The organism is Nocardia heshunensis (genome assembly GCF_054782115.1).
In genome coordinates, this window is record NZ_BAAGTC010000004.1 from 623,655 (window position 1) to 650,105 (window position 26,451).

The following is a 26,451-nucleotide window of genomic DNA, read 5'->3' on the forward strand; positions in this document are numbered from 1 at the left end:
GCCCTACCCGCATCTTCTTCCGCGGGTGGGGCCGTCCCTTTCCCGATCTCCCGCCCGGCGGTACGGCCTCGGCCACCGCCCGAAAAGGCGTGCCCGAAAGGTGATTTCGTGTGATCACAGTCCTGACCTGCCGCGGCACCGGGGAACCGCTCGCGTCGCCGCGCAACCTGCTGACCAGGGTCACTGGCCGACTGGATCCGGGCAAGTACGAGATCGGGCCGGATGTCGACTACCCGGCATCCATCGGGCCCGCCAACCCGGGTCGCGGTCTCTATGGATGCTCGGAACTGCAGTCGATCGATCGCGGCGTCGCGGCACTCGTGGCGGCAATCCATGCGACTCCCAACCAGGTCGGAATCCTCGGCTACAGCCTCGGCGCGCAAGTCGTGACCAGGTTTCTCGAGGCCAAGGCGCGCGGTGAATACCCCGACTGTGAGATCGCCTGGGCCGCGAACATCGCGAATCCGCTTCGGCGTGAGGGTGATTCGATCGACGAACGACCGATTGGATTCGGAATCAACGGACAGCGCGCGGCGTGGCCCGACGAGTTCCCGATCTGGGAGGTCGCGAATCCGCTCGACGCCATCACTTCGTGTCCGGCGGATTCGCCGCTGCGTGCGCTCGCCGACACGGTGTCCGCCTTCGGTCTCGCCGAACTCGGCGGCTGGAGCGCCGATCTCGCTGATCGTCTGCGTCGCAATCGCTGGCAGCCCGCTTCTTTCGGGTGGTGGCTGCGTCCGGTGCGGACGTGGGAGCTGTGGACGCGCGCTGCCGCGCTCATGAGCGGCTACCTCGAGGGTGGAGCGCACAACATCGCCTACCTCGAGGGCGGCTACTGCGATCGCCTGGCGGCCATCCTCAACGACTTCGACCTACCGGAGAGGAGGTGAACAACGTGCTCACCATTGCCCAGGACCTCATCAAGCTCATCGGCGATCTGCTTCCGCTGATCCTGCCGCTGTTCGGTCTGTGACCGAGCTCTGAATATCCATGCCCTCGTCATCGGCGCAGGACACGAGGAGACACCATGACAATCTTCGGGATCGACATATCCAACAACAACGGCCCTGACGTCGACTTGGCGGAGGTCGCCCGCGAGGGATTCCAGTTCGTCTTCGCGAAGGTGACCGAGGGCGACGGATTCATCGACTACACCTGGCCCGCGTATCGGGATGCCGCGCACGCCAACGGATTACTGGTGGCCGGATACCACTATCTGCGTGACGACTGTGATGTCGACGCTCAGGCGGAGCTGTATCTCGCGCACCTCGGCGATGCCGCGATCATGGTCGACTTCGAGGCCGATTCCGGTGGGATCGAGACCTTCTGGGCCTTCGTGAACGCGGTACGCGCTCGTGGTCGGGCCGTCAGCCTGTCGTATATCCCGCGCTGGTACTGGCAGCGGATCGGCTCCCCCGATCTCTCGCGGGTGCCCGGCCTGATCCAGTCGAGCTACGTCTACGGCTCCGGCCCCGCGTCCGCCCTGTATCCGGGCGACGACTCTCGATTCTGGGATGGCTTCGGCGGCAAGACCATCGACCTTCTCCAGTTCACCGATGCTGCCGTCGTGGCCGGACATCGCGTGGATGCCAATGCCTTCACAGGCACCCTCGACCAACTCCGGGCACTGCTCGGAACAGCACCTACTACCCAGGGAGTTCTCATGGCACTCACCGACGAACAGCAGACGGACCTTTACTCGAGGGTGCTGGAGATTTGGGCGCAATTGCGCGGGCCGGATGGACAGGGCTGGCCACAACTCGGCCGAAATGCGCAGGGAGAGAGCCTGACCCTGGTCGACGCGGTCGCCCACCTGCTCGAAGTCCCCGTGGCCGGTCAGGCAGATCCGGGCAAGGTGGCGTCGTGAGCGTGCCCGGCGCGTTCGTGGCGCGCAATGCGAAGGCGGTGGTCTCGGTCATCGGCGGAATCGTCAATGTGCTGGCGGTCTCCGTCGCGCTGTTCCAGTTCGCACCGGTCGAATACGCCGGTGTGGGAGCCGCTTTGCTGGTGATGATGGAGGCCCTGCGCAGCGCCAATGTCTGGATCGTCAGGAACGAGCCGGCGCTCGTGGCCGCCATCGACGAGATCGTCGCGCCCGAGGCAGGGTGATCGCTTGTTCGACACGCTGCTACTGGCCGTGGCCACTTTCCTCGGCGGCACCGGCACCTCGGCCTTCTTCAGCTGGCTGCGCGCCCGTCGCATGCAGCCGATGACCAGCTTGCGGTACGAGGTCGCGGCGGCCAAGAACGTGAACGACATCGCGCTGGAGACGCTCGCGCGAGTCTCCCAGGAGTTGCGCGACGTCACCGGCCGCCTCGACGCCGTGGAGGCGGCCCAGGAAGCCTCGATACGCGAATTGACCAGAGTCACAGGGCTTTTCCGTGAGGCCCTGGCGGTATTGCGGGGTGTGATAGAGGCCGCTCAGCACGGCCGGATCCCGGAACTGCATATGTCCAGGGAGTTGATGGACGAGGTCGAGTTCAACGGGGCCATCACCTGACGTCACCGAGCGAGCCCGGTGACAGGGAACCTTTGACGATCCGTACCGCCCGATCCATGATCTCGAGCGGCGAGATGTCGAGCGCATTGCACAGCGCGAACAGCTGATGCATGTCCGGTGAGCGCTCGCCGTTCTCGAAGCGCTGAATCGTACTGATCGCGACCCCCGACGCCTCGGCCAGCTGCGGCCGGGTCAGATCGCGGCGCGCGCGAGCAGCCCGCAACTCGTCACCCACCGCGCGGTTGATGTCGTCGTGGAGTTCACGCAGTTCCATATGGAACATTGTGAAGTCCGGCCGGGTCTCCCAGCAAACAGCCTGCCTTGTGAACATCGCTTGAATCAATGGCTCTACCAGTGATTTTCGATCGAGCGATTGTTTCGAAGCCCATGCGGCCAGCCCCCGGAAACCTTCCATCGGTTCCTGACAGCGGGTCGAGCTCGCCGCATGCCCGCCCCTGCGCTCCCGCGCCTCCCGTCGGTGGTCCCACGGTCGCAGGCCCGGTCGCAGCGCAGGGGCACCCAACTTCCCGTCCGACCAACTTTCAGTACGTCCCCTGCACCGACGAAATCGTCAATACCCGGGCCTGATACCGGCCCCTCACACCCGCCCCTTCCGGCGCACCCGTCTCCCGCAGGTGGTCCGCGGTAGCAGACATCGGTCGTCACGCCGAAGGGGCGCAACGGGTCCCGTCCCCGACCTCCCCTCTCCGGGGACGGGACCCACCCCATCTCTCGAACCCGAGCCCGCATTGGGCCCGGGATTTCGCCACGCCCTCGTACCGGAAGGTCTCCGAATCCGATGCCCGACAAGGAAGTTCTCGAATCCATCCGCTTCGGCAACCACCAGCCCGCTACCGAGTACGTGAAAACCGATACCGGCCAGCTGGTCACCCCCGAATTCCTCGCCCTGATCCAGCAGTCCCTCTCCGGCAAGCTCTCCGAACACCGCGACATCGAGGAACTCTCCCCGGAAGTCCGCGCACTCGCCGAGGAACTCTCCGTCATCCACCTCCCGGAATGGCAGAGCGGAGTCGGCCGAAAGCTTGCCGAGCCCACCGTGACCAGCATCAAACAGGCTGTGCGCGTTGCTGACTACCTCGTAAAGCGCGGCGTCCGAGTCGATCCCGACCTCGAGGAAATCCGCTGGACCCCCACCCCCGGCGGCCAGCCCGGCGTCTTCGACACCGGCATCCACATCACCAAGGACGCCGCTGGCAACTGGCCCGCTCCTGACCCCGAAGACTTCTACAACCTCGAAGACATCCAGGTCACAAAGACCGACGAGGGCTTCTGGTCCGCCACCCACCCCCGCGGCCTCGCCGCCGAGGCCCCCACCAAAACCGACGCCTACGCCGCCCTGGTCAACCAACTCCGCCAGCGCATCGACCAAGCGCGGCACGCCCGAGATGAGTGATCATGACGATGACTTCGCCCAAGGCTGCCACCGGTGAGGTTCACGATCTCTCGGTCAGATCGAGCGCTGACGCCGTACAACAGTTCGCGCGAATAGTTGCCGGGCAAGATCTACTCGCTTCTGCTGCTAGCCAGTCTATTCCAGGCCTCCAGCCGATCAGCGTTCGGATACAGGACCCATACGCGCCCGGTGGCGATTTGGGACCGATTCCCATCTTCCCGATGCACAAGGACCCTGAGACCGGCCAGATGGTCCCCGGACTCAACCCTGCGGACATCCCTCGCCCACAACCCGAACCGGCCAAACAACCTCCCGCGAATCCGCAATCGGCTCAGCAGCCGCAACCGAATTCGCAGCAACCGGCGGTGCAATCAGGCCAGCCCCAGACGGCGCAACCTGACGCCTCGCAACAACAGCCGGAGACCGTCAGTGTCGTACCGGCAGGTGCAGATGAACATGTCTTCGGGTTGCCCGACGTCACAGGCCATAAGGAAGGCGACACCTGGGAAGAGGTCCTACCTCCAACGCCCGGCAATCCCAACGGGATTCGCCGAGTAAACACGATCCCTTTCGGCAACGGAACCCAAACCGTCGACCAGGTCATCTACAACGCCGACGGAACCATCACGCGCTCACGCGTAGTCGCCAATGGCCTGGGCGGCTACCAGCGTTGGAACAACGATTCCACCGGCGCCGGGTCCTACATCGACAAGCGCACGGCGGATGCGGATTCCTATATTCAGTCGTTCTCCCCCGGGCAGTCGACTTCTGGCGCGCCGAGTCGTGAATCCGGTACCAATGCCGATTTCAGCAAAACATATCAGCCTGAATATGACGAGAATGGAAACTATCTCGGAATCAGTCTCGGAGTCCGAAACGATAAGGGACTCTACGACAATCAGTTGCAGGACCAATACGGAAATACTTGGTTCAACCGGACGATCGTAAATCCCGGTGGCGGCATCGAAAGTATCCAAGCAGGACAGGTTGATATCGAAGGCCGCGGCTGGTGGCTGGACGAAAAGAACCGCCGCTGGGAACTCTACAAGGATGACAACGGGAATCCTGCGCAGAGATACCTCGATCCTCAGACCCGAGGGTGGAGTTTCATCTATCAAGACGGTGCGAACAAGAAAAACGAGACGTTCGACGCCTCCGGTCGACTATTGAATTCGCTGACAACCGGTCCCGCTGGCGATGTAATCGGATCGCTGGAGCGTGCGGGTGGTCTCCTCATCGAGGGACGGTCTGGAAAAGACGGAAAACTCGACTACACATTCAAAGACGAGAGCAATGGCCGAAGCCGGAGAGGCACACTTTCCTATCTGCCCGGCGGAGGTATGCGGCTCTACTACGGCGACGGCTATGAAACGGTCGAGTACAACAAGTTCGGCGCCGAGGTCAAACGCTACAACCGCCAAGGCGACCGCTCATTCAACGAATGGATAAGCCAAGAGTTCGCTCTCACCGCGCTCCATACCGCAGGCGGAATACTCGAGGGTTTCGGCGGCATAACCGGCATCAACGATGTTATCAACATGGCCGGCACGGTAATCGGCTACAACCCCCACCTCACCACCAAACAGGAGTTCCTCGACGGAACTTCGCAGGGCGTCGATAGCTTCAAACGCGCAGTGATATTCCACAATCTGACTGCGATCAAAGAGCTCGCTGTATACAAAGCGGGTGGTCAGAGTCTGGGTGATGCAATCACGAGAAGTGTCCCTAGCTACTTCAGCGCCTTGAATGAAGAATCAAAACTCCTCATCGGCACCGACTGGAGCGGATTCCGCGACAGCCCTGGCGCTGTGCTCGCCTCCGCCACCATCGGAATTGCCAGTTGGGCGATACCAACAAAAGGGATTCGGGCGATTCCTGGCCGGGGTGTGCTAGCGGAATTGCAGACACCTTCTCATCTTCCTGGTAGTTCGCTACCCAGCGAGCGGGTAATGTTACTGCAGCCGGAATCGTATACGTACAAACCTCCGAGCTGGGTTCGGAATTCTCCTCGGTTAGAAACTCCATACGGATCAGTGGATCGATGGAGTGTGTCGAGCGCCGTAGATATCGGCTCGATGCTCGGCGGCCGTCTATCGAGAGGGGTTCGAGCATTTGGTCGGAATCTTGCCGACGACGCCGCACGAATCCTGGATTCGACGGCTGACGTCGTATTGCAGGCCGACCGCCGCCATCAGGCAACAGTCGCGGCGAATGCTGCTGGCTCATCGCCGGCGGCTATGGGCCGCTGGAACACTCATTCTCTGGGTGGTGGAGGTGGGGGCGGAGGTACAACACCGCCGAAAACTATTCCGCAGACCAGCAACGGTGCTGCCCGCCTGCAGTTGCCGAATTACACCCGGCCGAATGGAGTCAATCCTGTACCGAAGGTACTTGACAATCTCGACCGGATGAAGTTTGTGCAGCCCATAGATCCGAGTGGGAAGTTTATAAAATTCGATCTGGAGCCGAATTCTACCTATGTCTTCTATGATCATGGGAACCTCAAGACAACAATAGTTACAAAGGCGGATGGCTCTCCGAAATACATTGAAACCTGGGCCAGTTTGAGGATTCCCGGCCGGAAGTACACTGCCTACAACCCAATATTGGATACGCCGATCCCCAACGTCGTCTATCGCGTGAATAAAGATTTTTGGCTTCGTAGCGACAAGGGGGGTCGAATAGTCGAAGGCTACCATCCGGATATTGGTGTTGTATCGGCGCCCAAGAGAACTCGAAGCACGAGTAAGCAGGGTGACTTCAATCAACGGCGTGGAACAGTGCCTGGGACCGATGCGGGACATATTTTTCCCGTTCAGCTCGGATCTCCTGCAGAACTAGTTTTCTATACTCCGCAAGTATCGAGTGTCAACCAGGGTGGCGGCGCTATCTACAATTTTGAACGGAGAGCGGTACAGCTGGCCAAAAGCCTAACTAGGCCCAACTCGCCTGGGCGGTTAGAGTGGTCGATGTCGATGGAGTACAGCGAGATGCCTGCGAAACCGGGATTGGCGCCCGAGGATGGTGCGCGGATGCCTTTCCGCTACCATGCTGGATATAAACCGCGGGGTGATCGTGACTGGACGGAGAGGCCGGAAATTGACAACAAGTGAGTTTGGAGATTCTGGTTCAGGTGCTCCAGGGTTTATTCGACAGCAGTTTCTGGTTGGTGAGATTGTTCGAGAGATCGTTGATTGGGTTGCGGATGGTTGGACCGATATCGATGTTCTATTCAGTTTGATTGGCCGAAGGGTCGGGGTTGAGGTCGTTGTCGACGGTCCGGGGCCCGTAAGGGCTAATCCCACTCAACTCCGTATTCCTGATGCTGTCGCCGAGTTGCGGGATCTTATGTATGTGAGCGGTCGTGGAACTTGGTTCTCGATGCATATCGCGATTAATTCAGGAGGGGGCGTGAGCACCTCCTTTGATTACGGGAAGCCGAATATAGAAGGGGATCTCGGCTCGGCGCTTCTGGATGACTTGCGATTCTATCCGTTGGAAAGTCTGGCGGACTGGATGAAAGAAGAATTCACCGGCAACCCGGTTGGTATCGGTGACCTCGAGGCGCCGGCGATCGCTCCTGAAAACAGTCATGCCGTTGCCGGTGACCACGATGATTCCGATGATATCGATCGTGATAGCGCTGCGATTCAGGCGCGAGGGTTTGTTTCTGACATCCCGGGAGTTCGCTACATGAAGGTCAGTGGTGAGTCGGGCAATGGTGGTCCGGTAGCCGTATTCAGCGAAATTCTTGATACCGGGCAGGAGTGGCGTCGGGTCGAGTTGTTCCGGGATGGTTCCTCCGGTCTTGCTGCAGTGTCAGGCCGGACCGAACGCACTCGACTTCACGTCGGTGCAATGCCGCTACCGCGAGAGGTTGCGAATACTCCGGGACTCATAGCTGATGAGATCTGTGCGGAGGAGTTTCAAACCGAGTGGCTGGCTGCCGGTGGCTGGTGAGGAGGCTCTCCATTGGAGAGTCACTTGAATAGTTGATCTACACCAAAGGAGGTGATTCAATGCCTGAAAGAGTTATATTTTCGGATATCGAGAAAGTGCTGGTCGATTTCTTGTCCGCGAAACTTGCTGCTGTATCGGACTCAGCGAGTGTCGTGATCAAGGCCCCTGATCCTCGGCCCACGCGGATGGTGCGGGTCGCTCGCAACGATCGCAAGAAGCGGTTGGATGTGGAGGATCGGGAGGGGCGCCGAGGTGCTCAGCTGGTGCTCGATCGGCCCCGACTGGTTCTCGAATGTGCTGACGATGCCGGTGGTGCGGCGGAACTTGCTTCGAAGATCCGGAGCATCATGAACGCTGCTGCCCCTGGCTACATCGGCACCGTCTGGTGCGACCGCGTCGAAGACGTCGGCCTGGAGAACGATACTGATCCGGTGACTGCCGCTCCGCGGTACACGATTGTCACCGACTTGATTGTGCGGGGCAAAGTTCTCGCCTGACTGCGGGTTCAACGCAGTCGAAACTGAATGATCCAATCCCTAGGGCCTGCGCAAATCCCAAGGGAGATAACGAAAATGGCTCTGCCTTCCAGCAAGTACATTGGCGCCGGCACTCCGAACATCGCCGTTACCGGCGGTGTTCTGGTCGCGCCGCTGGCTACCGCGCTGCCGACCGGTGCCGCGGGCACCATCGATCCCGGGTTCAAGGCACTGGGTTATGTGTCCGAGGACGGCATCGAATCGATGGGTGAGCGCAAGATCGAGTCCGTGAAGGACTGGAACGCCGATATCATCGCGCAGCTGCAGACCGAGCACTCGGTGCGTTTCGGTCTGACCCTGTACGCGGCCTGGGACAAGGACGTGCTGAGCGAGGTGTTCGGTTCGGGCAATGTCGTTCCGACCGCCGCCACCTCTACCTCCGGTGCGCTGTACACGGTCAAGGAGACCGGTTCCCCGCTGCCGCGGCGCGCGTGGGTCTTCGACATGGTCACCGAGGACAAGAAGCTGCGTATCGTGCTGCCGAACGCCAAGATCACCTCGGTTACCGAGAAGAAGTTCGTGTCGAATGCCCTGGCGGGCTTCACCATCACCGTCGAAGCCTTCAAGGACGACGCCGGTGTGAAGGCGTACCGCTACCTGGACGACGGCAACAAGACCGCCTGATTCCGACGGTATTCACCGTCGAACACCACGACGGGGTGACAACCCCGGGTTTCTCACGGGGTTGAACCCTGTCCGATGACGGCCCCGGCCGTCCTGCAAAGCCCCCAACGGCGGCGGTCATTCCAAACCTATGCGCAGGCCCGCCGCCGCCGTTGGGCCTTCAGTCATGCCCGAGTCACTCCTAACCACTACCTCTCAACGAAAGGGTCTGCGTACCAATGACTTCCCCGAAAGCCCCCATCGCGATCACCACTCCCGTCAAGGTGAAGGACGACTTCCACTACCGGGTCGACGGCATCGACATCGAGCTACCGTCGCTGACCTATCTCAAGCCGGGTCTGGTTCGCCGGATTCGCCGCCTGGGCGATGTGGACGCCATGTACACCCTGTTGGAGCTGGCGGTTTCCCCCGAAGCGCTTGCGGCCCTGGACGATATGGATCCGGATGCCTACCACGAAATGTTGGAGGCCTGGCGCGCGCACTCGGGGATCAGCCTGGGGGAATCCTGAGCCTCGATGCCCTTCTCGAAGAGCATTCCGAGGCAATCGAATACGACCTGATCGCCCTCGGCCTGCGGTTGCGTCAGCTCGGCGGTGAAACGCTGAGCTGGAGCGATCTGAAGGCCATAGTCAAATTCCTGCCGCCTGATTCGGCATTGATGCGCACCATGCACCCCGAAGCCCACCGCTGGCGGCTCGACCAGTACCTGCTCGCGGAGATGGCCGACTGCCTGCGCTGGCTGGTGTGGTCCAAGAGCGACGACGCCCGCAACGGGCGCAACCGGCCCGAGCCGATCACCCGCCCCGGCGTCGAGTCCGGCCGGGAACGCGTGGGAACGGCGATGGGCGTCGAGCGGATCAACGAATTCCTCGGCTGGAGTGAGTGATTCCTCGCCGGTGGTCGAGCTCGGGCGCAATCGGCCCAGAAAGTGGATGTGAATTGTGGACAAGCAACGCCCACCGGCGATGACACTGCCGGACATTCTCGCGATGACGACCAGCGGGCAGCCGGCTCCAGGGAAGCGGATCACGCTCCCCAGCGGCGCCCTCTGGGAAGGAGGTTCCACCCCGGGGACCTCCCTTGTCACGCTCCCCGACCAGGATCCGATTCTGGTCTCCGACAACGGATCCGGTGCACCCAACTCCCTGGTCGGCCGCTCCGGTCCCTTCACCGCACTGGCCCACGCCTTCGAGGAGGTACTCGGCCATGTGCCGAACTTCTTCGCCGACCGAGTCGCATCGCAGGCCCTGAGCCTGCTGCGGGACACCTCGAAGAGCGACGAGACGGAAACCCGGATCGTCAAGTTCAGCGCCAAGACCACGCTGCTCAACCCTGCCAAGCGAGGCGGACAGCGTGGACCGGAAGACACTGAGGGCCAAGGTGATTCGGTCTTCGAACAGAACCCTGTACGACGTGCCCGCGGCGGCCTGGTCTACAAGCCGGGCGATACCGTCGCGGACGGTGGCCTGGTGTCGGGCCCCGGTGGATCGTCCGCTGACCTGGTGCACCTGGCAGCCTCTCGCGGTGAGTACGTAGTCAACGCCGATTCGGCCGCGCGAGCGCTCTCACTGCTCGATGCGATCAACTCCGGCTGGGTGCCCTCGGCCGACTTCCTGGCGGGCATGCTGCCGAGCCTCACCGGAGCGGACGCGAGCCGCACCACTGCGCCCAGCAATCCGAACCAGTGGCGAGACATGCTCGGCCAGGGTGTCATCGCAGATACGTTGGGCGGCTTGGGGAATGCCGCGATCGACGCGGCTTCCTGGGCAGGCGCTGCGTTGGGCTCCGCCCTGGCCCCCATGTTCGGGCCGGGCGGCCTGCTCGCGGCTCGTCCCGGATCGGCGGCGTCAGCGTCGGTTCGCAACGGCGCAGATCTGACCGATTCCGGATCGGCCGTCCCGATGACGGCCTCGATTCAAGCGACCCCGTCCGCCACCCTCGGTTTTCTCGGTACCGCACAACCGAATTCGCCGACCGGCGCGTCCGGTGAGCTGGGCTCGCTGGCAGCGGCACTCGGCTCCGGAATCAGCGGTGCGGCGACCGCTGCGGGCAGCCGGCTGGGTGAAATGCTCGGCGCGGCCATTCAGCCCGCCCTCGGCCCCTCCGGTGAACTCGCGCCGGTGATCGGCGAACAGCTGGGCCTCCTCATCGGCTCACAGTTCGGTACTCAGCTGAGCACGTCCCTCACCGTGCAGGCCGGACTCGGTGGTGGACAAGCGAGTTCGGTGACCGGTTCTGGCGGTGCGACGGGAACCGCACCCGGTGCGGCGGGAGCGGATTACAGCGGAGGCGGCTCCGCGCCGGAACCGTCCGCCAATGACAACGGCGGCGGCAGCGTCGTAGAGAACTCCGGTCCGGCAGGCACGCCGAGCGGTGGCAGCCCCGCCGGAGGAGATACGAGCACCCAGGCGCATTGGGAGTACCTGCCTGGCAGTGAGGACGGCACCCTGGCCTCGGGCTGGGCGTATCTCACGCCGGAGGTACGTATTGCCAAGACGCCGGGCATGGATGTTCAGACCTTCGTGCAGGACACCCCCGACGCCCGGAAGCGGTACGTGCGGACCCCGAAGGGCCTCACCTGGCTCGATGTCCTGACCGGCAAGGCCGGAAACGGTGACGCGCAAACCCTTCAGGACGAGATCCATCAGTACAACCCCAGCGAAGGCAATTTCACCGATCTGGTGTCGTTGGCCGCCAACAAAGTTGGTCAAGACCTGGGCACACTGTTGTCCCCAGTGCTGGGAGATCAAGCTCCGGACACCTTGGGCAAGCTGGCCCAGGACCTCATGGCCCCGATCGGGCAGGCGTACAGCAGCGCCGACCCCAACCACAACTGGACCGACACGATCGGTCGTTGGTTGAGCCAGGCGACCGGCATCGAGTGGAGCCCCCAGGGCTCCCCGGGATCGTCGTCTGCGACGCAGATGACGAATGAACAACAGGTCGGCGTCGACGCTTTCAAATCCGGCATCCAAGGCCTGCAGCAACACGGCCTACTCGGCGGCCTGACGGGAGCGATCTCGGGTGCAGGCTCGACGCTGGGCAGCCTCGCGGGCAACTTCCTCGGCACCCTGGCCGCGCCCTTCCTCGGACCTGCCGCGCCGCTGGGTCCGATCATCGGTCAGTTCGTGGGCTCGATGATCGGCGGTTCGATCGCCGAGGAATTCACTCGCCCCATCGAGTGGGCGGGCAATGCGGTGAAAGAGCTGGTGGGCACCGGATTCGGGCTCACCGATCTGGCCGCGGGCCCGGGCGGGCACACCGTCCGCGGCGATATCTACAACTTCAACGGCATGGATCCGAAGAGCGCCGGGATCGCGACAGAGCGGGTCCGTCGGCGCCGGGCTGTGGCGCAGCAACGTGGAGGAGGTTTCGGGCGATGAGCCACCAACTTTTGGAAGCCCACGGCACGAAGGTGGTCGTGTGGGATGTCAACGGACGAGTGTGGCATCTGTCCGGTGTGAACTCCGGCCGTGAGGGCGTGCGCCTTTCGCAGCAGAACGGATTCATGTTCGCGCCGGTGCAGTTGCTGGTGTCCGAGGGCGCGCGTCAGGACGGCGCCACCTTCATGCGGTCGGTTCGCTCCAAGAAGGAGTGGGACTTCCTGGTAGTCATCTCGACCTCCACCAAAGACAGCGGAGCGGACCCGATCCGGGACTTTCACGCCGTGCATGACGCTTGGTTTCGTGGCTGGTCCACCGACAAGCCGGTGACGGTCGGGTACTACACGCGCCACCAGGGCTGGCGATTCCAGCAGGCGCAGTTGGATGCCGCGCCCGAGCCGGTCGGTGATGTGGATCCCGCGCGAAATGCCTTGGCGGTCTACAAGATGTCAGCCACCGCGATGGATCCGCTGGAGCGGCACTTCGACGAGAACTCGGTGTGGACCAATACGTCCGGCATCGGCCAGGGCATCGTGCGCTTGCGCAATGCAGCCGATCAGCCGGTGTGGCCGCGCTACACGATGAACGGCCCCGGCAGATGGTCGATCCTGGACCCGTTTCCGAGTGTCCTGCCCCGGATGGTGCAGACCCCGACGCTGACCGCAACGCAAACCTTGCGGATCGACACGCACCCCCGCCATCGGACGGCTGTGGTCTACGACAGCGCCAGTACGAAAACGGTCAACGTGTGGGCACAGCTCGCGGGTCGCCGGTGGATGCAGTCGATGGACCCGTGGTCCTCCACCGCGATCACCGTGACGGTGGACGGCGGCACCACCGCCTCCAGCATCATCGCCTCGGTCACGCCCCGATCCTCGAGGCCGTTCTGATGACCGCGGGCACCTGGGATCCGTACGACGAAGCGCGGCGGATGGACGAGCGGTTCCAAGCCGATCAGGAACAGGCGCGCAATCCGGATGTGCTGGTTCGCTATTGGAACAAATTCATGGAAGAGGTGGGGGAGGAGCACAGCTACCTGTCCCTGCAGTTCACCTACCCGCGCAATTCCGCCGGTGGTCTCAAGATGATCTGCCCACGCGACATGGTGCACTTCGACCACTTGTTCAACAACGAGGACGGTGCGGACGCCACCATCCCGATCACCGTGAACACCAAGGGTTTCCGATGGGACGGGTACATCACCAAGGCGTCGATCGTCCGCGATGACAACGGTGTCGAAACAGTCGACATCGAGGCCATTCACGCCTGGAATCACATCGCCACCATCTGCTGCTGGGCATCGCCTTTCGCGCCGGTGCTGGCGCAGTTCCCCCGCCACCACATCCTGTTCGGCCCGGTCCGGACGCTGGTGACCACGTACTTGTCGATGAACCTGATGCGGTTGCAGGCGCCGGGTTGGGCGCCCGCCGACGGTGCGAACACGCCGAAATGGAATGCGGGCAACACCCTCTTCCCGATCGCCGTGGTTCCGGTCGACCCCCTGCACGACACCAGTCGGTGGAGTGCCGCCTCCGCGCGATTCGACATGGCGGACAAGCTGTTTCAGCCGATGCTGGAGGACTCCGGCGTCATGTTGACAGCTCGGTTCTTCCTGCCTGGCGAGGACGAGCAGCCCGCCCCGGACTACTTCTATCTCGAGAAGCCGACCGTCGTGCTCGACACCGTCGACAAGTCCGGCGTGACCGGCAGCACCGGCACCCTCCTGGATGGAATCCAGTCCTGGATAGAGGAATTCGCCGATGACGGCACCACGCCGATCCGCTACCCGAATTTCGATTCCACGACCGAGTACGAGGCGGTCTACGGCCAGCCCGGCAAGTTCGGCACCACCAGGAACTTCCCGTGGGTGTGGTACTTCGAAGGGGAGTACTCGGGTATCGGCGCATCCGAGATCGCGCTGCACAAGCCGACGGCGACCGATGTCATCATCGGCGGCCGTTCACCCGGCTGGGTCAACGCCGGCATCGAAGTGGTCATCAAGGGCCTCTTGTCGCTGATCGGCTTGGGCTGGCTGTATCGCGGTCAGCTCAATGACGTGTTCCTGGCCTGGATGGTCTACCGGGATATGGAACGAGCCCGTCGTGCCGGTCCCTATGCCTTCCGTGAGCTGTACATCACCGGCAGTGACAAGGCCTTCAACCTCGACGGCTTGGTCGCCGCCCGCCAGGGCCTGCATCTGACTCGCGGCTACACCAGCCACAAGGTGACCATCGAGGACAACGCTCCGTACCTGCTGGGCAGGGATTTCGGGCTCGGCGATCAGATCGGCTTCGCCGTCGGCGAGCACGTGTTCACCGACTACGTGACCGAACTGACCTTCACCGACGACCGGCAGACCCCGTCCGTCTGGCAGATCACCGTCGGCGACGGATCCGACGAAGAGGACTCGGTCGTCAAGGCCTGGCAGCGGCTCGGCCGCGTCGCCGCGGCGATCAAGGATCTGTCCACCGATGTCGGCGCCGATCTGGACCTGCTCATCTTCTAATCCCGCTGGGAGGAAACACTATGGCGGACATCAGTTTTCCCGCCCGAATCACGGTCACTCGGCAACCGGACACCGACGGGCTGCCGGTCCTGAATGCACAGCTGGCAGTCCCTACGGAGATGGCGGACCTCGCGTTGCCGCGCGGTCCGGTCGGCGCTCAGGGTGCGAAGGGGCGTCCGCGCACCACTTTTCGGAAGATGGGCGAAATCCCCACCATCGCCGCGCGGCCCAGCGGGTTGGGTGCGGACGACCGCGGGAAGTGGTGGCATCGGCTGGATGACGACGGAATGGACGTGTGGGACGGTGCACAGTGGGTGCACTCGCCGCACGCGGTCGGCCCGAAGGGTCCGGTCGCCGATGCCAACACCGTCTCCGTGGTCACCTCGACCCCCGATCCCAATCTGACCGTTCCCGCGGTGGAATTCGTCGGTAAGGGCGCGAATCAGCAACTGAAGGCGACGGTACCGGCCGGACTGGCGGGCGCCCGGGGCCCCGCCGGTGTCTCCGGCAAGATCGCCGATTCACCCGACTACGACAACACCACCAATCCCGGACCGGGTTCCGTCTTCGCGTATCACCGTGCCACGCAGAAGTTCCGCCCGCTCCAGCCGCCGCTGGGCACCGGGCCCTGGTCGTGGTACCAGGAGGACTTCAACGCCGACCAGGACGCCGACGTCGCGCAGATCATCGCGGGTGTCTTCACCGTTCCCGCACAGCAGTTCGCGTGGCGTCCGATCGCGCAGGGACACGTCCACGTGTTCAGCGCGACGTCGCCGGTCGACGCGACGGTGCGATTGAACAGCACGGACGGCCCGATTCTGGCCGCCACCCGCCCATCCGTCGGTGGATACCTGTATCTGCCGTTGCTGACCACCTATCGCGATGAGGACTCGGTCTCGACGCTGTCGCCCAGTTCGACCTTCGCGGTGGTGCCGCAGGGACAGGCGGCGAACTTCACGGTCGTACTCAACCGTGCGGGGAACGGCAGCGGCCGGATCGCCTTCTCCCGCAATCAAGCCTCGCTGGTCATCCACGCCCAGCCCATCTGAAAGAGGTGACATGTCCACCGTTGGAGAATATTTCGAGTCCACGCTCATTCGCGGCATCGACGAAGGCGTGGGCACCCCGGGGGTCGTGCAGGCACTGCACGGCACACCCCGTGATGGCTCCCTGGAGCTGATGACCGGCACCCCGGGCGATACCGGGCCGCAGGGCGAACCGGGTGCAGTCTTCCGCTGGGAAGGCGATATCGCCGATCAGGCCGCGCTGGCCGCGCTCGCACCTCGACTCGGCCTCGCGCATGCTGGAAAAGCCTGGCGAGTGCTCGCGACCGATACTCTGATGTACTGGAACGGAACGAGTTTCGACTCCTTCACCGATGCCTTCGGAGCGTCCGGGCCGGACGGCGCACCCTGCAGTATCGCGATCGGCACCGTCGCCACCGGACCGGCGGGATCCGACCTGCAAGCGACGATCACCGGCACCAAACCCAACCTGGTGCTCAATCTGACTGTGCCGCAGGGCATCAAGGGTGTGAAGGGTGCTCCCGGCAGCCCCGGTCCAATCCGGCAGGCCCCGGACTACGCGGACGGCCCGCACAGTGATCGTGTGGTGCCCTCCTGGAACGCGACGGGCCAGAAGTGGACGCCACGCCCGTTCCCGGGCCTGCGCGGCCCGTGGTCGATCGCGGGTGCGCAAGCATGGGACGGCGGACCCGGTTTCGCCCCTACCCAGCAGAATGTGGGCACAACGCCGAATACCATCGCGCAGTTGCGCATTCCGGCGCAGGACGTCGACTGGCGACCGGTCATCGCCGGCGGCGCGCTGGTATTCACCAGCGAGACGATCGGTAATTTCAACACCCGCATCGATGCCGAGGTGCGGATCGACTCCGCTTCGGGGCAGATCGTCGCTCTGGGCGCCGGATTCCCCTTCGGTGCCGATGGATTCTGCTATTTCCAGCCGCACTATGCCACCCGGGCCATGACACCGGACGGTGCGGTCGGCGTCATCCCGGCAGGCCGCGCGGTGACGCTGTACGTCGTGCTGCGACGAAATCGCGGTGACTCGAACTATACGTACCGACAGGGCGACTCCCAGATTCTGTGCTGGGCCCGGCCGGTGACTGCGTCGTGAGCGGGAAGAAGAGATGACCGACCAGCAGAACACCGTCGTCTACGACGAGAACATCAAGATCACCATGCGTGGAGTCTCCGACTCGGTCGGACTCCCCTACACCGTGAACCCCCTGGAACTGGTGGACCGTGAGGCGCTCATCGAGCTGCGCGAAGGACCCAGCGGTGGAAGGGGTCCCGACGGCGACCCGGCCTGGCCCTGGCAATGGCGCGGCGACATCGCCGATGTTGCGGCTCTGAAAGCCTTGAACCTGGGCACCGCCGATGCCCGCAGCGCGTGGCGGGTGATCTCGGAGAACGCCGTCTACTACTGGACGGGACTCGATTTGATCGCCTTCGACAAGGCCTTCCTCCGGCCCGGCAAACCCGGCCCTGCGAACGCGCTGTCCGGCGCCGCGGTCGCCGGCGAACCCGGATCGAGCGCGGCTGCGCGGATTATCGGCACGTCTCCGGGGCAGACACTCGAAATCACGTTCCCGCGTGGTATTCCGGGAGATGCCGGTGACCCGGGCGGTGCAGGGAAGATCCAGGACGCGGCCGATGTACTCATCGACCAGGATCATCCGATCGCCCAGGATTACGTGCTGGCGTGGAACACGACTCTCGGCAAATTCGTACCGGCCGCGAGTCCCAAGCTCGGCGGTCCGTGGGCGATCGGCAAGGGGCAATTCAGCAGCGGGTCGAACCTCAATGTGGCGAAAACCGTTGCGGCAATCACCATTCCGGGTCAGCCGACGGCGTGGCGACCGCAGGTGCGCGGTTCCTTGCGAGTGGCGTCCGCGAATCCCAACAGCTGGGGCGGACGCAGCGATGTCGAGGTCCGTATCGGCGACCCGTCGAAGGGGGAGCTCGTCGGCTACGGCTATGGCTACAACATGGGCAACTGGGACTGGGTGCTGATCGGGCCGAAGTTCGAGTACCCGCTCTCACCGAGCGCGAGTTTCGGTGTGGTGCAGCCCAATCAGACCGTCACGCTGTACGTCACCGCGAAGAACACGCTGGGCGGCACGCCGTTCTCGGTCGACAACACCGGCGCTCAGCTCATCGTCTATGCGGAGCGCGTGCTGTGACCAGCATCTTCCGTCTCCAGGTCGACATCGGCGAGCAGTGGACCGATGTGCTGGTGCCGAAGGACGCCGAATTGATCTGGACCAGGCTCGAATTCGGACGATTCATCACCTTCTGGAGCCATCCGGGCGAGCCGTCCACGGTGGCCGACGAGCTCCGCAGAGTTCGAACGGACTCACTTCCACTGTCTCCGGGAGCCGATCCGGGCAACACGGTCCGGGGTGTCTCCGGCCTCCCGGGCGCGGTTCCCTACGTGACGAGCGATCGGTTGCTGTGGGTGTACAAGCAGCCTCCGGCTGCGCCCGCGGATGGCTCGGCGCCTCCTCCCTAACTGCTGTAGGGGCAGGCCCGCACACGGCCGCTCCCTGTTCGAAAGGCATTGACCCATGGCTGATCTGGCCCCATTGAAGTACGGCAAGGTCGTCGGACGCTTCCTCGCGAATATCGCCGACGGCCCCGACATCGGCGATCTTCCCGAGTTTCCGCCCCTTGCAGGCACCGTTACGTTCACCGCGGACGCACCGAAGGTCCTGGTCGCCGCCGCGCAGCCTGCGCCGACCACCTACGTGCAGCTGCCTCACCATTACGTCTGTGAGCTTGACGAATTCGGCTATCTGACGTGGCGCGGCAAGCGCGGCATTCGGCTGGTCGCCCCGAACGCCGACACCAACCCGCGGGACTGGACATGGCGAGTCTCCTTTGCCCTCAGCTACGAGAGCGAGCCGGTTCCACTCGAGCCGTTCAGTTTCGCGGTGCCCGAGTACATCGCAGGTCCGGATCAGACCAATCCGGATGCGGGATCTACCGGGCTGATCGACCTGACCCTGGCCTCACCGGTGCCCGCCAGCCTCGGCAATGCCGTGGTGCGCGGTGAGCGCGGCGCGGGCATCCAGATCGACGGCCAGGCCGCCACGTACGCCACGCTGCCCGCCACGCCGAAGGATGGCGCGCAGTATGTCGTCAAGGCCGATGGGTTGCTGTACGTCTACCGTGCTGCGGCTGGCGGCTGGACGCCCAACGGACAGGGAGTCGTGATCCGCGGCCCGGCCGGTGCGACCGACTGGGCGGGCGTCACCGGCAAACCGGCAACCTTCCCTCCGGCCATCGGATCGACCTCGACAACCGCTGTGGCCGGCGACGATTCGCGGCTCACCGACGCCCGAACGCCGACCGCGCACACGCACATCACCGCGCATCTCTCCGATGCGAGCGCGGTGGGACGCGCGTTGCTCACCGCCACCGACGCGGCGGCCGCGCGTACCGTGCTCGGGGCGGTGGCGGCCACCGACAACCGGCTCAGCGATCAGCGTCAGCCCACCGCGGCCGGACAGGTCTACGACATCGCCTTCAAGTCGCACACGGGAACTCGGGTGCAGGGGGTCGGAAACGTGATGCCTGAAGGGCTTCGGATCGAGCGTGCGATCAGCGTCAGCTCGATCACCTATCGCGGTGAGACGCCGGGCACCGGCAATCTGATCGTGGAGTTGCGCAAGACGAACGGCAGCGGAAACAACGCTGTCGCAGGCAGTTCCGCGACCATCGCGGCCGCCGCACACAACACCGACACGGTAATCACGCCGAGCGCCCCGTGGACGTTCGCGCCGGGTGATCGCCTCACCGTCAATATCACCACCGCCGACAGCTCGGCGGGCAAGGGTCTACAGGTGAGTCTCAAAGGGGTGACGCTCTGATGGGGCTCGTCGTGGTCGCGGCGGGTTCGGTGCTGACACCGATGGGCATGGACAAGACCACCGATCTTGCGGTCGGCAAGGACACCGCCAATCTGAAGGTGACCGGATGGACCGCCCGCAGCGGGTACCCGGACACCGTCATCTCCGCCGCCAACGAGATTCTCATCGGCAGCTCTGGCGCGGGTATTGCGCGCTGCAAGGTAACCCTGACCTCGGGCTGGTCACCGAGCGCTGGTGGCGGCGGTTTCCATGTGTCGCTCATGCAGAACAACACCGAGATCAAAGGGGCGGATTTCGCGAATCAGGCGTCCGTCGCCACGCTCTCCGATACGGCGATCAATGTGCAACCCGGCGATCGACTGTGGCTCGCCGTCACCAACACGACCACCAGCATCTGGGGTGTGACCGCGACATTGAAGGGCGGCTCGGGAACCTACGTCACCTTCGACGCCACCTAACGGAGGAACACGCATGCCTTGGACCGGAGACCCGATCTGGCTCGCGGACGTGCTCCGCACCGCCGGGCTGCGCGTCATCGAACACGACGGCTGGCGCGACCGCGGGCACGGCGACTTCGCCGACCTGCGCGGCGTGCTGTGCCACCACACCGGCGGCGGTGGCCAGAGCGACTGGCGCACAGTCCAATACGGGCGGCCAGATCTGCCGGGCCCGCTGGCCCAGCTGGTGCTGGAACGTGACGGCACCTTCCGAGTGATCGCGGCGGGCGTCTGCTGGCACGCCGGGCGCGGCTCGTGGCCAGGCTGGCCGACCAACAACGCCAATTACCACGTGATCGGCATCGAAGCAGTCTCCCGCGGTGACGGAACCGATTGGACCCCAGTCCAACTCGACGCCTACAAGCGTGGCTGCGCCGCCATCTTGCACCGCATCGGCCGCACCGCCATCGACTGCGTCGCTCACCGCGAGTACAGCAGCGAAGGAAAAATCGACCCCGCAGGCATCGACATGGACGCGTTCCGTCGCGATGTCCAGGCTTTCATCGACGGAGAGGACGCGCCGATGAGCGCATCAGAAGTCGCCGAACTCAAAGCATTCATCACCGCGTTCTGCGGCCCGATCGGCAACGACGTCAAAGACATCCGCGAACAGCTGTGTGGCCGAGCCCAGCGCGACACCGGCCAATACGCCGGTTGGCCCCAACTCGACAACCACACCGTCGTCGACGCCCTCGCCGACATCTACACCCGACTGCAACGACTCGAACCCTAGGAGTCACCGATGCCGAATTCGCCTTCGCCATCCGCTTTCTCGGCCTCCACTCGCCCGCTCACCCCCTGGACCCCCGGCACCGCGAGCCCGGTTGGATCCGCGTCGAGCGGCCGCCGCCAGAACATCTACAACTTCAACAACCTGGACGAGCAGACCGCGAGTCGGATCAAACGCCTGAATCTGGGGCGTGACATCCGAAGATCCGCCGGCACCGTGACGAAGGCATAACCGCCCTCGCCACAGGTTCACCATCCGCGAAAGGCCCAATCCCACACCGGGATTGGGCCTTTCGCATGTCCGCACCATGAAAGGCACGGCCCGCCATGCCGATTGTCCCCGCCGTTGGGCCTCCCTCCGGCAGCCGTGTCCACAACATCACCGTGTCCTCCGCGGCCGACGCCATCCGCACCTTCGACCGCCTCATGCGCGCCGACGAACTCACCTCGTCGAACAACCTCGGCCCCTCGCCTGTCAGCCCACAACCGCCGCTATCGGTTGTCAAACCGATCTCCGCAATCCCGTCCATCTATGCCGACGGGATCCCCACCGGTGGCATGAACAAGCAGGCACCCGCCCCCGACCCAGCCCCGGCGACACCGAACCCCCAACCCGCTCAATCGAATCCCCCACCGGCACAGAACCCCCAGTCAGCGCAGCCAATCCAGGACACGCAACCGACCGGTCCGATCCCGGCCTCGCCGGGACAACTCGCGCAACCGGTGGTCCCGGCACCAGCCCCGCTCGCGGTCCCCGCCGACGGCACCCAATGGCAATCCGCGCCGAACACCTCCAGCGTCGTAGTCCCCGGCTCCAACGGTCAAACCATCGACAGCACCATCCACAACACCGACAACACCACGACAGAGGTCCGCGCTCGCGCTGAAGCCGAAGGCACTTACGTGTGGACGGCCTTTGCCGACGGCTCCCACTCGGTCACCTTCATTCCGGTGGGTGGCGGCCTACAGACGACCTACACCGTCCCCGCCGGAGGAGATCCCGTCAACGGAGCCACCTCCGTCACGATCGGCGATGGAAAAGGCAACTGGGCCAAAGAAACGCTTCAACCCAACGGCGATCCCGCATACCAGACGATCGAAAAGCAGCCGGACGGAACGTACTACGTCACCGACGCGCTGCCGGGCGGCGGTACCACCACGAAAGCCTTCCGCCCCGGCAACCCTGAATTCAGCACTCCATGGCTGGTCGGTGAATCGCGCCCGGACCACTCCGGATACCTCACCCGTACCGACGGTTCCACGAAGCGATGGGGCCCAGACGGTTCCGGAAGCATCAGCGGCGGCCTGGATTCCACCACATCGACTTTCGGCACCGACCAGTGGAATCAGAAGTTCACCCAAACCATCGACCCGATCAACAAACAGATTGTCACGGAGGTCCTCAAGGACGCGAACACGGACCACCCGTGGACCGAGGTGATCATCAGCGACCTCGAACACGAAGGCGAAGGGCACTATCGGCAGAACGCTGACGGCACCATCGGCGAACTGCTCTGGCAGCGGGTTCCCGGATACAAGTCCAGCGATGCGGTTCATACGTTCGACGAGAACCGGGTCGTGCCCGACAAGTATGTCCTGGAACCGAATCCGTCGGGCGGCGTATTCGTCAAGGAAGACGGAGTCACCCTAGGAACGATCACTACCAGCGCGGACGGCACCAAGGTCTTCAAGCCGACCAAGGCATACGGTGAACGTACCAATAACGTGCTCACCCAAGAGATCATTCTGTCGGCCGATCAGAAGAAGTCGACCACGATCTTCAGCATCTTCGGCGAGGACTGGCAGCAAAAGGGTCATCGCGAACTAAACACGCAGTACGGCGAGTTTCCTGGAATCCCCTGGGCGGGATCAGAAAAGGGCGCCAACGGCCAGGACTACACCTCCTTCTCCGGCAAGTTCGGCGACGCGTTCCTCGGCACTTACCAGGGCATGCTCCCCCTCGCAGGGATCGGCGGCCCAGGCAGCCCTGGAGTCGGCGAAGCATGGGGCGCGCTCGCCAAGAATCTGGCGAAGACCGCAGCAATAGCAGGCCTCACCCTCCAATTCGGGCCGGCCGGATATCGGGTTGCCAACAGTGGAGAGGTCCCGGGGCTGAACAAGGGTGAGGCCAATCGGATTGTCTCCGATCTCGCTGACAGCTTCGGCTACACGGACTTCCGTCAGGGCAACTTCGCCGCGGGATTGGGCACTCTGCTCGGCACTCTGGCAGCCACCTCAGCGATCAACAAGGCCGGCGGTCTGGTCGCTCGCCCGGTGGTCGCAGGAATCAAGACCGCAGCACGTCCTCTGGCGGCCAGCGCCGGAAACACGCTCGCCGATGTCGTGCGGGCCGGGGCCGCTGCTGCAGGGCCATTGATCGATCTTGTTCATGACGTCTCTGCCACATTTAGCGGTCCCAAGAAGGTCTTTGCTGCTGGCGCCGATAGCTCGCTGCCGGTAGGCAACGGAACCTTTCACATCAACCTTCCCCCTAGTGTTCGGAGGCCTAAGAATTTCGACGGAAATTACTCCTGGACTCGCGGGAGCAGGGCGAGGGCGATGGGTGTCGAATATCCGCGCATAGAACATCCGCAGATAAGAGAGCTACCTGCGTTGCATGTGCCAGACGAGAAGACGTGGTTGCATGTGCTGAAAGGGGAGATCAATGAATATGGTAAGCCGACAGGCTATCATTACCGCCCAAATGGAAGAGATCGATTCGGGGTCAGGGCTACCGAGCTGACAGAAGAAGACTCCAACGGCGTATATATGGGTACCGTCAACATGGACATTTGGACCGGCGGAGAGTGGAGAACAAAATCGGCGAGGAGTAGTTTCTTCCCCGATGGCTGGACGACCATCCAAGTGAAGCGTGCGATAGAAGGTGCAAGTCGTAACGCCACGTACATGCCCAATGGCAAGTGGTCAGGAGTATACGGTAGTCTGAAAATTCAAGGGTACTATGACATTAAGACCGGGCGTATAATCACCGGATATCCGATATGGCAAGGAAAGGGTACGCCCTAGTGGTCCGCGACAACTTATTCGAATCAGCAAACGGCTATATCGAGCAAAGTATCAGCGATCTCGCCGACGATTCTCAAGTCGCATCCTGGCTTGTCGATGACGTGCAATTTGATTGCGATTTCCTTGTGGAAATCGTAGACGCGATAGCCTCTGACCCGGCCGGGCTGGACGCGTGCAAGCGTGAGTTTGCTGGCAATGCATGGCTTGTAGTCATGGATTTCAGTAATATTTCTCTTCTTAATATGTACGTCAATGACATTATTGGCGCTCGACGACTTTCGCGAAAAGATGTGCTCGCGGTAATCTCGCAATACTGGCAGTGCATGATCGATTTGAATGGTGACGAACCGTTCAAGTCAAGTGTCCGTGCTTTTACGGTTTCCCATGGACATCCTCCAGTGTTGCCATGGCCATTAGACCGTCCACTCGCGGTGGACTGAAACCGTCGATCTAATGAAAGATGATCGAAGGGTGACGGCTGAGATTGTCGAGACGATCGACCGGGTGGTTTCGGATGGGTTGGCCTGACTCGATGGTTGGTGCGTCTGATCGGCAGATAGATGTGTGGGGAGCTCGTCGGCGAGAAGATGGTCGAGCTACATCGAGCTGGATTGAGAATCCGGAATCCTGGTGGGCAATGACTCTGGGATCAGGCGGCAGAGCCACCAGTGGCGGTTGGGGTATTCGGGGGAGTACAGGCGGATCTGGACGGTTCTGGTTCGTCGTCGGTGAAGGTCGCGGAGTGCGAGACGGGCGTCGCCGGGGGTGTGGTGGGGGCGGCCGGGCCAGAGGTCGTTCCATTCTGTTGTGCGGCTGCAGTTTTCGATGATGGCGGCGGTGGTTGGGTTGGTGGTGAGGTTGGGGGTGAGCATGCGGAGGCTGTGGATGAGGCGAGATGCTTCGTTGTGCCAGTCGACCATGATGTCTCGGGCCGCGGGGGTCAGGAACATCCATTCGATGAAGCTCATGCCGGGGTGCAGGCCTGGGAAGGAATGGCGGTGGGCGGCGTTTGCGGCGAGGATCGTGAAGGTGGGGAGCGTGTAGAGGCAGGCCGGGCCGATCAGGGTTTCGAGGTCGGCCAGGTCATGGGTGTCCGGTAGGCGCGGCCGGGGAGTCGTGGGTGTGCCGTAGAGCTCCGGCAGGCTGTGCTCGAGGATGTGGCGGCGGTACATCGGGGCCACATCCAGCTCGTCGAACAGGATCTGCAATGCGTGCAGAGTCGGTGGGCGGGCACCCAATTCGATCTTTTCGATCAGGGAGACGGACAGGTTCGCGCGTTTGGCGAGGTCGGTGCGGGTCAGCCAGGCGTCCTCGCGGCGTTGCCGTATGTAGTCACCGAACAGGTTGCCGGTCAACCGCTGTCACCTCTCCCGCCACTATTTGTATTGTGGTCTGTATTGCATGTCTCCCACGGATTGTGCGGGCGGGGTTCGTTGAAGTCCTCGCTCGCCACTCCGGATAATAGAACATATGTTCGAACGATAGCTCAAATGCTGCCGACGGCCGCGATGACGGGGCCGATGGCAGGCGAGCCAGGGGTGGAAGGCGGTCTTGTGGACTGGATGGGCAGATGTGTCGGGGCGCGGGTTGGGCGGGCCATGGAGCGGGCGGAGGTGAGTGCCGTGGACCTCGGGAAACGACTGGGGATGCGGGATGGCGCGCTGGCCGGTCGGATGGCGCGGCCGGGCTCGTTTCGGGCGAGTGAGCTCATTCTCCTCGCTGCGGCACTCGGCCTCGAGGTCCAGGAGTTGCTTCCGGGCGCTGATTGCTTGCCCGGCAAGGGGTGTGAGGTCTGTTTCAGTCCAAGGTGAGGTCGCCGAGGGATTCGGCGAACTTGCGGAGGAGGGGGATGAGGGTTTCGCGGTCCGCAGGGGTGAGGTCGGCGAGGAGGCGTTGTTCGTTTGCCATGTGCAACGGCAGGATTCGGTCGATCAGGTCGCGGCCGGTGTCGGTGAGGTGGACTCGGATGGCGCGGCGATCGTTGGCGTCGGGGACGCGGTCTACCCAGCCTTTGGCGGTGAGGCGGTCGATGCGGTTGGTGATGGCGCCGGAGGTGATCATGGCGGCCTTGTTGAGGGCGCCTGCGCTGAGGCCGGATTCGGTGCCGGAGCGGCGGAGGGTGGCGAGGACGTCGAACTCCCAGCGTTCCAGGCCCTCGGCTCGGAAGAAGTCGGTCAGTTCGCGGTCGACGAGGCGGCCCAGGCGGGAGAGGCGGCCGAAGATCTCCATGGGGGAGGTGTCGACGTCGGGGCGTTGGTCGCGCCAGGCGGCGGTGATCTGGTCGACGGCGTCGGGCAAGACGGGCTCCTAGCTGCGGCGGAATAAATCTCAACATTGAGATACTTGACGCTGAGGTATTCAGATGGTGTTATCTCAACGTT

Annotated in this window: 26 protein-coding genes; 23 read left to right on the plus strand and 3 right to left on the minus strand. The window is 63.3% G+C overall.

What is annotated here, in order from left to right; all coding sequences use genetic code 11:
- Positions 1–110 precede the first annotated feature (110 nt).
- The 4 genes from ACYVN4_RS15500 (at position 111) to ACYVN4_RS15515 (ending at position 2,500) form a co-directional block, all read left to right on the plus strand.
- Positions 111–890, plus strand: a complete 780-nt coding sequence (locus ACYVN4_RS15500; RefSeq protein WP_460721573.1) for a PE-PPE domain-containing protein — start codon at positions 111–113, stop codon at positions 888–890.
- Between the two features lie 137 nt (positions 891–1,027).
- On the plus strand, positions 1,028–1,867 hold the full coding sequence (locus ACYVN4_RS15505) for a glycoside hydrolase family 25 protein (RefSeq protein WP_460721575.1): 840 nt from the start codon (positions 1,028–1,030) through the stop codon (positions 1,865–1,867).
- Positions 1,864–2,109: a hypothetical protein gene (locus ACYVN4_RS15510; protein ID WP_379359375.1), complete on the plus strand. Its 246-nt coding sequence runs from the start codon at positions 1,864–1,866 to the stop codon at positions 2,107–2,109. Before ACYVN4_RS15505 ends, ACYVN4_RS15510 begins: the two co-directional genes overlap by 4 nt.
- 4 nt (positions 2,110–2,113) lie before the next feature.
- Positions 2,114–2,500: a hypothetical protein gene (locus tag ACYVN4_RS15515; RefSeq protein ID WP_379359377.1), complete on the plus strand. Its 387-nt coding sequence runs from the start codon at positions 2,114–2,116 to the stop codon at positions 2,498–2,500.
- Here the strand turns inward: ACYVN4_RS15515 and ACYVN4_RS15520 are convergent.
- On the minus strand, positions 2,493–2,915 hold the full coding sequence (locus ACYVN4_RS15520) for a helix-turn-helix domain-containing protein (RefSeq protein WP_460721578.1): 423 nt from the start codon (positions 2,913–2,915) through the stop codon (positions 2,493–2,495). The two genes, ACYVN4_RS15515 and ACYVN4_RS15520, sit on opposite strands and share 8 nt — an antisense overlap.
- 384 nt (positions 2,916–3,299) lie before the next feature.
- Between ACYVN4_RS15520 and ACYVN4_RS15525 the strand changes: the two genes are divergently transcribed.
- From ACYVN4_RS15525 to ACYVN4_RS15615, 19 genes are all read left to right on the plus strand, one after another.
- Entirely contained in the window at positions 3,300–3,914 is a 615-nt protein-coding gene (locus ACYVN4_RS15525; protein WP_460721580.1) for a hypothetical protein, read from the plus strand.
- A 2-nt stretch (positions 3,915–3,916) separates the two neighbouring features.
- Complete coding sequence (locus tag ACYVN4_RS15530; protein WP_460721582.1) at positions 3,917–7,027, plus strand: hypothetical protein; 3,111 nt, start codon at positions 3,917–3,919, stop codon at positions 7,025–7,027.
- Positions 7,014–7,874: a DUF6881 domain-containing protein gene (locus tag ACYVN4_RS15535; protein WP_460721584.1), complete on the plus strand. Its 861-nt coding sequence runs from the start codon at positions 7,014–7,016 to the stop codon at positions 7,872–7,874. Before ACYVN4_RS15530 ends, ACYVN4_RS15535 begins: the two co-directional genes overlap by 14 nt.
- 59 nt (positions 7,875–7,933) lie before the next feature.
- Positions 7,934–8,371 (plus strand): hypothetical protein, encoded by a 438-nt coding sequence (locus ACYVN4_RS15540; RefSeq protein WP_460721586.1) that lies wholly within the window; start codon positions 7,934–7,936, stop codon positions 8,369–8,371.
- 75 nt (positions 8,372–8,446) lie between these two features.
- On the plus strand, positions 8,447–9,034 hold the full coding sequence (locus tag ACYVN4_RS15545; RefSeq protein WP_460721588.1) for a phage tail tube protein: 588 nt from the start codon (positions 8,447–8,449) through the stop codon (positions 9,032–9,034).
- A 218-nt stretch (positions 9,035–9,252) separates the two neighbouring features.
- Positions 9,253–9,543 carry a hypothetical protein gene (locus tag ACYVN4_RS15550; RefSeq protein WP_379359391.1) on the plus strand — a complete coding sequence of 97 codons (291 nt, stop codon included), beginning with the start codon at positions 9,253–9,255 and terminating at the stop codon, positions 9,541–9,543.
- A 149-nt stretch (positions 9,544–9,692) separates the two neighbouring features.
- A complete protein-coding gene (locus ACYVN4_RS15555) occupies positions 9,693–9,920 on the plus strand; it encodes a DUF5361 domain-containing protein (protein ID WP_379359393.1) in 228 nt (75 codons plus the stop codon).
- 55 nt (positions 9,921–9,975) lie between these two features.
- The gene (locus ACYVN4_RS15560; RefSeq protein ID WP_460721590.1) at positions 9,976–12,417 is read left to right on the plus strand and encodes a hypothetical protein; all 2,442 of its coding nucleotides are present in this window, start codon (positions 9,976–9,978) and stop codon (positions 12,415–12,417) included.
- Positions 12,414–13,307, plus strand: coding sequence for a phage tail protein (locus ACYVN4_RS15565; RefSeq protein ID WP_460721592.1), 894 nt, complete (start codon positions 12,414–12,416; stop codon positions 13,305–13,307). Before ACYVN4_RS15560 ends, ACYVN4_RS15565 begins: the two co-directional genes overlap by 4 nt.
- On the plus strand, positions 13,307–14,923 hold the full coding sequence (locus tag ACYVN4_RS15570; protein ID WP_460721594.1) for a Gp37-like protein: 1,617 nt from the start codon (positions 13,307–13,309) through the stop codon (positions 14,921–14,923). Before ACYVN4_RS15565 ends, ACYVN4_RS15570 begins: the two co-directional genes overlap by 1 nt.
- Before the next feature lie 20 nt (positions 14,924–14,943).
- Positions 14,944–15,972, plus strand: coding sequence for a hypothetical protein (locus ACYVN4_RS15575; RefSeq protein WP_460721596.1), 1,029 nt, complete (start codon positions 14,944–14,946; stop codon positions 15,970–15,972).
- 10 nt (positions 15,973–15,982) lie between these two features.
- Entirely contained in the window at positions 15,983–17,059 is a 1,077-nt protein-coding gene (locus tag ACYVN4_RS15580) for a hypothetical protein (protein WP_460721598.1), read from the plus strand.
- Positions 17,060–17,072: 13 nt separating this feature from the next.
- The gene (locus ACYVN4_RS15585) at positions 17,073–18,128 is read left to right on the plus strand and encodes a hypothetical protein (RefSeq protein ID WP_460721600.1); all 1,056 of its coding nucleotides are present in this window, start codon (positions 17,073–17,075) and stop codon (positions 18,126–18,128) included.
- Complete coding sequence (locus ACYVN4_RS15590) at positions 18,125–18,457, plus strand: hypothetical protein (protein WP_460721602.1); 333 nt, start codon at positions 18,125–18,127, stop codon at positions 18,455–18,457. Before ACYVN4_RS15585 ends, ACYVN4_RS15590 begins: the two co-directional genes overlap by 4 nt.
- Positions 18,458–18,512: 55 nt before the next feature.
- On the plus strand, positions 18,513–19,817 hold the full coding sequence (locus tag ACYVN4_RS15595; protein ID WP_460721604.1) for a hypothetical protein: 1,305 nt from the start codon (positions 18,513–18,515) through the stop codon (positions 19,815–19,817).
- Positions 19,817–20,275, plus strand: a complete 459-nt coding sequence (locus tag ACYVN4_RS15600) for a hypothetical protein (RefSeq protein ID WP_460721606.1) — start codon at positions 19,817–19,819, stop codon at positions 20,273–20,275. The genes ACYVN4_RS15595 and ACYVN4_RS15600 overlap by 1 nt, the downstream gene beginning before the upstream one ends.
- 13 nt (positions 20,276–20,288) lie before the next feature.
- Positions 20,289–21,047 carry a peptidoglycan recognition protein family protein gene (locus tag ACYVN4_RS15605; protein WP_460721608.1) on the plus strand — a complete coding sequence of 253 codons (759 nt, stop codon included), beginning with the start codon at positions 20,289–20,291 and terminating at the stop codon, positions 21,045–21,047.
- Positions 21,048–21,370: 323 nt separating this feature from the next.
- Positions 21,371–24,070: an EndoU domain-containing protein gene (locus tag ACYVN4_RS15610; RefSeq protein ID WP_460721610.1), complete on the plus strand. Its 2,700-nt coding sequence runs from the start codon at positions 21,371–21,373 to the stop codon at positions 24,068–24,070.
- Positions 24,070–24,510 (plus strand): hypothetical protein, encoded by a 441-nt coding sequence (locus ACYVN4_RS15615; protein ID WP_460721612.1) that lies wholly within the window; start codon positions 24,070–24,072, stop codon positions 24,508–24,510. Before ACYVN4_RS15610 ends, ACYVN4_RS15615 begins: the two co-directional genes overlap by 1 nt.
- A gap of 156 nt (positions 24,511–24,666) precedes the next feature.
- On the opposite strand, the gene ACYVN4_RS15620 is transcribed toward ACYVN4_RS15615, so the two are convergent.
- Complete coding sequence (locus ACYVN4_RS15620; RefSeq protein ID WP_460721614.1) at positions 24,667–25,425, minus strand: helix-turn-helix domain-containing protein; 759 nt, start codon at positions 25,423–25,425, stop codon at positions 24,667–24,669.
- A gap of 442 nt (positions 25,426–25,867) precedes the next feature.
- Positions 25,868–26,368, minus strand: a complete 501-nt coding sequence (locus ACYVN4_RS15625; protein ID WP_460721616.1) for a MarR family winged helix-turn-helix transcriptional regulator — start codon at positions 26,366–26,368, stop codon at positions 25,868–25,870.
- Positions 26,369–26,451 lie beyond the last annotated feature (83 nt).